Consider the following 7,053-nt stretch of genomic DNA (forward strand, 5'->3'; position numbering starts at 1 on the left):
GGCGGCGGGGAACGGTCAAGGCCGGGCGTCAGCCCATTCATTTCAGCCTTGACGGTTTCGGAATAAACATATCGTTTTGCGTTAGTTAACTGATTACACACATTCTGATTTTCTATAGAGGCAAACTGTCTTTCCATCAATAATTTCAGACTTTTTGCACTGCATATTCATGCAGCGCAAAACATTCCGGCAGCTACGACACTCGGGCTTCAGATCAGAAAAGCTCCACCGGCAGTTAACCTCCGGGTCGATCACAATACCTTTTTCGGGATCAACCCAACCTAACTGGTTTTGCGGGTGGTCAAGCGCCACAGTGCATTTGCCAATTTTTCCATTGGCCCGGAATACCATGCTATGTGGATAGGAAGCGTAGCACACCTGTGCAAGGGCTCCGTTTCTGTGGTTATGACACGACATCCCGATCTTATCCAGATATGCAACATGTTTTGCTACCAACACATCTTTTGTATCCTGATGAAGGATGGATAGACTGTGGACGCCTTCACCACCCCAGTCACCAACAGCACGAACAAGTACGGCGAAGCGTTTGTCATGCCCAAACAGACGGTACAGATAATCATACCAACTGTAGTCCTCATCGTCGGCCAGAATATTGTGGCGCAGCGTGATATGAAAGGAATACTCTGCCGGCGGCAACTTGGAAAGAGAGGCCAGATTGTTAATGATGGTCTGCAGGGTTCCCTTGCCGGATACATGGGGCCGAGTCTTGTCGTGATTCCAACCATCAATTGTAATTTGATAGCTGGTGATCCCTGCCTGATAGAACTGCCGAAATAGCTTGTCATTCAGCAGATAACCATTGGTGGTCATATTGGCAGCATAGTGAAAGCCATACTGTTTCTGCAGATTTTGCACAATGTTGGACACTTCCAGCACAGTGTCTTTGCAAAGAGTAGGTTCACCTCCAAACCATGCAAGTATGACCTGTTTATAGCGCGGCGCTTGTGCAGTTATATACTCCTCAATTCGGTCCAGTGTGTCACGAGTCATACTGGCTGCCGGGTGGTTTTTGTGGCAGTATGAACACTGAAAATTACACCCTTCAGTAGGAATCAGTGTGGCCATGAAGACATCCCAATTGAATTTTTGAGGTAATATTGGCTTGGGTTGAATACAACTGAAATTTTCTCCTAGGCAATCGGAGATGTATCCAGACATCATATATAAGCCCTCTTGATATTGTAGACTAAAATTAGTTGCCGTTCTTTTTTTCTTGAAGTGAAAGCAACCATGCGCTCTTCACAGAAAGACAGATGCCAATTCCAACTACGGTCATAAAAGCACCGAGGATGACAAAACAAGCCGTTGACCCGGCGCTCACCAGTAGTGATGAGCCAAACAGATAAAAAATTTCAGTAACATTGACGCCCATGTTGAAGACGGAAAGCAGCTCGGCGCGATTGTCTTCCCTGCCGGCAGCATCTACAATGCTGTTTTGGACTTCTCCCAGCAGATAGGATGGAATATCCAAAAAAAGCGGAAGGATCAGCATAAATAGGATAGTCCAAACCGGCACATTGACCAAGCCCAACACACCAAGGGCTATTCCACTCAGAATGAAAAACAGTGCCATCATTTGATTATAGTGTTCAGGCTTGGTACGGGCGAGAATCCGTTCGGACAGCAACTGAATTGCAGAATAACCCATAATAATTGCGGCGAGCCAGGTTTCATTGATCCCGCACAACTGCAGCTTCTCCGCATAGAAGAAATTGATCAGAATGCGGCCAATGTTCAAAGCTGCCAAAATCATTAGAAGCATCCATATCTTTTTCTGCTGAAACAACTGCGGATAGGGAATGTTTTTCTTTTGGCGCGTTTCACTTCTGGGCTGCACTGTTTCCTTGGGGATTTTTAAAGAGGTAAAGACAGCAACAAGGTTTGCGGCAATCGTTGCCAGAAGCAGACCCTTGATGCCAATCAGCGTGTACAGGACCGCATAAGCTAGGGTACTGGCAAAAAATCCGACAGTTCCATAATTGGCGACATGTGCAGATTTTTCAGCGTAATGTTCCTTTGAAAACATAATATAAATATAGCCGCTCTGCGTCCCAGAAGAAAAGGAAGCCGCTGTGCCTTCGAGGATAGCCTGTAAAATAAACAGACTATAATTGCAGCTTACATGAGCCAGCAAGAGGCAGGTTCTCGAAATGAGCAGCGCGATCTGGTATAGTACCAACGTGGATTTATAGCCAATGCGATCGGTCAGCTTTCCGAGAGGAATCTCTGTGAGGAGGACCATAGTAGCCATAATTGCTTGCAAAATGAAGAATTGGCTGAGAGAGATTCCTGCAGTGGTTCGTACCAGTAGAGAGACTGGGGAGAAAAACACCAGCCCATTGAGCAGAGAGGTAAGGTCAAGTGCATCTGTTTTCAGCTTTGCGTTCATTTTGATTCACCTCGTTATATTTGGATTTAATATAAGGAATAAACAGTGTTTTCATGAAGTGAGAAAAAACTTCTTCTTCATATGTACAGCACTTTTTGAAATCGATTTGGTGGGACAGCTGACATCCGCCACCGCAGAAGCCACCGATTTTACAATCCTTACACTCCGCATAAGAATTGCAGGTTACAGCGACGGGCCGATAATTTGTTAAATTTTCATAGGAAAAATCAAAAAGGCTGTACCTAGATCTACCAACTGTGCAAGTACAACGATATGTTTTCAGATTCATATCAACATAAAAAACATTACTGGATGACGAAGTGCTCCAACAATAACTATGTGTTTGTTTATGCTCCCGCAAATTCAACTTTAGGCCCATTTTGTCGGCAAAGTTATAGCAGGTCTTTAAAAATGCCGCGTGAACATTGTCCGGGAGAGGCTTGCTTTGAAGCTCAGCGAGAATCTCACTTTCCATCATGATGTCAGGGAAATTTGTTTCATACAAACGATCATCTACTCGACCAATAGTCCACGCAAAGTTTTTATCCTGCAAAAGCTGTAACTTCTTCAAGTCATCCAGTGTATTCCAGATTTCTTTATGATTGTGCCTATCGATATTGGTTCCTAAGTCCACATGGATGCCGTAATGCAGAAGTGTCTTAATACAGCACAGGAGTTTGAAAGTTTCATTTGTATTGTTCCGGCTCGGATCAAGATCGTATCGCGTCATATAATTTAACGCCATACTGTCGATTGTGGGATAAATACCGCTGATGAAGCGACGATTGATGATAAATTTCTTCAAATAATACGAAAGGAAACTTCCGTTTGTGGTGATATGAACAGTGGTTTTGTGCTCTTTGCAAAATTGGAGAATTTTATCAATTACTTTCTCATTCTCGATCAGCAAGGGTTCGCCACCAAATAAACCCAGTCGAACGGTCTTGTTCGGATTTGCTTCCATATACTGTGCAATGATACTTAAAATTTTATCCAGAGTTTCATCACTGATAAGTTTCTTTTCCAAGGTTTTATCGTTTTGCTGATAGCAGTAAGTACAGTGCATGTTGCATTTATACGTAATTGTTAAGATGAAAGTGACTTCTTCGCTTGACTTGTTTGAGTCGGTTTCATCGCTATCCAGCATTTTGTGGTATACTTCTTCGCTCACACCATGGTGGAGGAGATCTTTTGAGATGAGGAAACATCTATTGCTGTACGTATCAACAATAACACATTTTTCGGAATCAACATCTTCTAAATATTTATTTCCAAGGACCTGTGTCAGATCAAAATTCCCCTGTGCGTCTTTGGTTTCCACAAGCGTTCCGTTTTTCAATTCATAAAACATGGTTCCATTATACAGAAAAATCCCAAGAAGCAAACATTTGCTCCTTGGGAAACCGTCACTGATCAGTAGAGGCGGTGCCCGTTGTCATCATCGCAGCTAACGATAACAACCGCGTCGTTTGCCTTCATCTCTTCCAGCTCTTCATTGGAAAAAGTTACGGTATACATTTTCTGTTTCTTCTTTCTTTTTGGTTTTATTCAGCTTGGGAGCTTTCGTTTGTTCGTATCCCTTGCTGTGACTGTATTGTAGCACATCCTGCCGACCGGCAACATATCGTGCCGAGTTACTTGAAAATAACACAAAACGATAAGTTTTCAGTAAAAGTTGAACCGTTCACTGGAAATCCGCTGTGCCATCCTTTATAATAATAGAGATATTACTTCTATAGGAGGGTTTAGGGATGAAGAATGTCTTTCTTGGCGAGTACGTCAAGCAGCGGCGGCTGGATCTGGGTTTGACCCAGGAGCAGCTTTGCGATGGAATCTGTGAGCCTATGACTCTTTCCCGGCTGGAAAATGGGAAACAGACCCCCAGCCGCAACCGGATCAATGCCCTTTTGCAGCGTCTGGGCCTGCCGGATGACCGCTATTTTGCTCTGCTGAGTAAAAATGAACTGGAGATGGAAGCTCTTCAGAAAGAAATTGTTGCCTGCAATGTGACCGAAAAGGTGCCGGAGGGCTTTGAGAAGCTCGCACAATTTGAAAAGCTGGCAGATCCGGATGATCAAATTGCGCAGCAATTTGCCCTGCGTTCAAGGGTACTTCTGGGACGCTTAGATGGACGCTACACGCCGCTGGAACAAATCGATCTGCTAATGCAGGCAATTCAGCTGACTGTGCCCCGCTTTGACCTAGAGAGTATAGAAAGTTTCCTTTATACAAGAGATGAAATCACAATTATCAATCAGATTGGGCTTGCTTACTCTGATGCTGGCCAAAATAAAAAAGCAGCTGAAATCTACTATCAGCTGCTTAAGTATGTGCGTAAGCATTTTAAGGAAACCATAACATCTATTGGGGTGTTGCCTTTGGTCCTTTATAATTATGCTCGGGTACTGGATTTGTGCGGTCGCTATGAGGAAGGAGCTGCACTCGCTAAAGAAGGACGAGAAGCCTGTATTCAATATGGACATTACCAAGTATTGCCCCGATGTCTGGAAATTGAAGCGGAATGCCGACATTTTATGGGCGATGACGAAATCAGCAAAGAATTGTACTACCAATCGTATTATCTCTGCAAAGTCATTGGATATCAAATCGGGTTAGAGGTTGTCAAAAAAGAAGCGAAAGAATACTTGAACATCGATTTTATGAGTTAACCCATGTCTCCAACGCCCGGCATAGCATCACATGGCTGGATAGAAGGTCTGTCCGGATTCTCAGGCTGATCAGAACCGTCAGGCTGTTCCGTTTCGGTCACACCAGGCTGCGGCGTGGGCAAGTCTTCAGGCTCAGCGGCAAAGCAGGGGACAGCCAGTAGACTGGTGGCCAGAACAATAGAGGCAATCAGGGTAAAGATACGTTTCATCATTTGTTTTTCCTTTCGTTTTATGTTGTTTTCTTGTTGGCAAAAGGATACCACTACAAGGCCATACAGACCATATCGTGCTGTGTTGCTTTTTTCTAACACAAAACGACGGGTTATACTGAGAATGAGGTCAGATGCTTTCCAATCGGCTTGTGATGCAGCAAGCACTAAAAATAAGAGAATGGCCACCCAAACCAATGCCGTCAAGTCGTTGTCGGATGAAGTGGATTTTAGTTTGTCTGGGAGTAAGTGCACGGTTTCTGCACGGTTTTTGCACGGTTTCAAAACGTGCAAAGGGTGCAAATCGTTGCAAAATCGGACAAAGGGTGCAGAAATTACCGGGTAAAAAATCACATTGCTTTGATTAAAAATAACGATGACTCGAAACTTCCATAAATTGAGACGAACCGGCGGCTTGCTCTCTTAATCAGTGGGCCCAGGGTTCGAGTCCCTGGAGGTGCACCAGATATTGAACGTCAAATCGCAAGATTTGGCGTTCTTTCTTTATGTAGGAAAGCGGCTGCACACTTTCTGCACACCGTTTGCACATTTCCCGAATAGTGGGTCTTTCTGCGCAAGGTTTGCATAGCCTGCTTTCCTTTGCATAAAAAGAAGAAATTTTAGGCGAACAAGGCTCTCGTCAATTCTCTGCGTTCGTCTGCGTCCATCAGCCGGATGGCTTCAAGGATCTCCTTGCCGGAGATTTTTGTTGCCGCCGGCTTTTCATTTTGCCGGGGCTGGGGTGCTGCCGGGGTCAGGTCTTGGGAATAGAAGTTCGCTTCGATCTTCTCGGTCAGTTCCAGCCGGGGCTTGTCCTGCGTGTGGGCGTAGGTGTCCATCAGGACAGATGCGGTGGCGTGACCTGTATTGCCCTGCACCGACTTGAAGTCGCCGTCCGACTGCAAGAGCTGATAGGTGGCACTGGAGTGCCGCAGACCATGGAACACGATCTGTTCAAACTCCGGGTGCTTCGCTCTCCACAGACGGTACCATTTCGTCAGCAGCTCCGGTGCGATGGGCAGACCGTCCGGGAGCCGGAACAGCTGTCCGCAGTTGCTGTACTTCTCCGGGGCGCTCTGCTCGTCCTGCTTGAGCTTTTCAAGCCATGCTTGAAGTTCCTCTTTCAGAGGTTTGGTCATATACAGGATACGATTTGACTTCTTGGTCTTGGGCTTTTTCAGGATGAGAGAGGATTTGCTACCCTCACGCCTGTCCGGGAACGTGTAGTAGACCTGCTTGGGGTCGAGCTTTTCCAGAGCGTCCTTGTTGGCTCGCTGCATGGTCTTATTGACCGAGATAGTGCCACGCCCATCGGCTGCATCAAAGTCCAGATCACTCGGCTGTAGGCCGAGGATTTCGCCCTCACGGAGCGAAAGGATCATGCTCATGTGCACCGCTAGATGCAGGGCAGGGTTCTCGATGGTCTGCAACGCTGCCAGCATGGTTTTCTCGTCCCAGATGGTGCGTTCCTCGATGTTGACCTTGGGGGCATCACGGGGCAGGGGAATCTTGTGGATCAAGTCCCATTCTACCGCATAGGAAAATGCGGTCTTGAGTAGCGTGTGGACTTCGTGGATGGAGGTGCTGGACAGCAGCCGCTTCTTTTGCTTGTCGGAAAGCTTCTGTTTCACACCGTGCACATACTGCCCGCAGGGGGTCTTGGCAAGGGTAGCATAGAACTTTTCAATGTCGTAGGTTCGCAGCTCCTGCACCTTGCGATTGCCGATATAGGGCACGATAAGGTTCTGCACCATCGCCACGGACT

The 7,053-nt window shown here is 46.0% G+C and carries 6 protein-coding genes; 1 reads left to right on the forward strand and 5 read right to left on the reverse strand.

The annotated features are described in order from the left end of the window. Positions 1-93: 93 nt before the first annotated feature. Genes DWY95_RS16365 through DWY95_RS16375 form a run of 3 tightly spaced genes read right to left on the reverse strand, consistent with a single transcriptional unit; the run spans position 94 to position 3,794 of the window. Positions 94-1,182 (reverse strand): radical SAM protein, encoded by a 1,089-nt coding sequence (locus DWY95_RS16365; protein ID WP_118554303.1) that lies wholly within the window; start codon positions 1,180-1,182, stop codon positions 94-96. A gap of 31 nt (positions 1,183-1,213) precedes the next feature. After that, positions 1,214-2,410, reverse strand: coding sequence for an MFS transporter (locus tag DWY95_RS16370; RefSeq protein WP_097778984.1), 1,197 nt, complete (start codon positions 2,408-2,410; stop codon positions 1,214-1,216). Then, positions 2,379-3,794, reverse strand: coding sequence for a radical SAM protein (locus DWY95_RS16375; RefSeq protein WP_097793640.1), 1,416 nt, complete (start codon positions 3,792-3,794; stop codon positions 2,379-2,381). The genes DWY95_RS16370 and DWY95_RS16375 overlap by 32 nt, the downstream gene beginning before the upstream one ends. A 367-nt stretch (positions 3,795-4,161) precedes the next feature. Here DWY95_RS16375 and DWY95_RS16380 point away from each other — a divergent pair, with 367 nt between their 5' ends. Then, positions 4,162-5,079 carry a helix-turn-helix domain-containing protein gene (locus tag DWY95_RS16380; RefSeq protein ID WP_118554304.1) on the forward strand — a complete coding sequence of 306 codons (918 nt, stop codon included), beginning with the start codon at positions 4,162-4,164 and terminating at the stop codon, positions 5,077-5,079. Here DWY95_RS16380 and DWY95_RS16940 read toward each other — a convergent pair. Together DWY95_RS16940 and DWY95_RS16390 are read right to left on the reverse strand one after the other, a co-directional pair. After that, positions 5,076-5,582, reverse strand: coding sequence for a hypothetical protein (locus DWY95_RS16940; protein WP_147365986.1), 507 nt, complete (start codon positions 5,580-5,582; stop codon positions 5,076-5,078). The genes DWY95_RS16380 and DWY95_RS16940 overlap by 4 nt on opposite strands. Before the next feature lie 326 nt (positions 5,583-5,908). Then, positions 5,909-7,053 (reverse strand): site-specific integrase (locus DWY95_RS16390; protein WP_243082871.1); only part of this gene is annotated, 1,145 nt, incomplete at its 5' end.

The organism is Faecalibacterium sp. AF28-13AC (assembly GCF_003478405.1).
Taxonomy (GTDB): Bacteria; Bacillota; Clostridia; order Oscillospirales; family Ruminococcaceae; genus Faecalibacterium; species Faecalibacterium prausnitzii_E.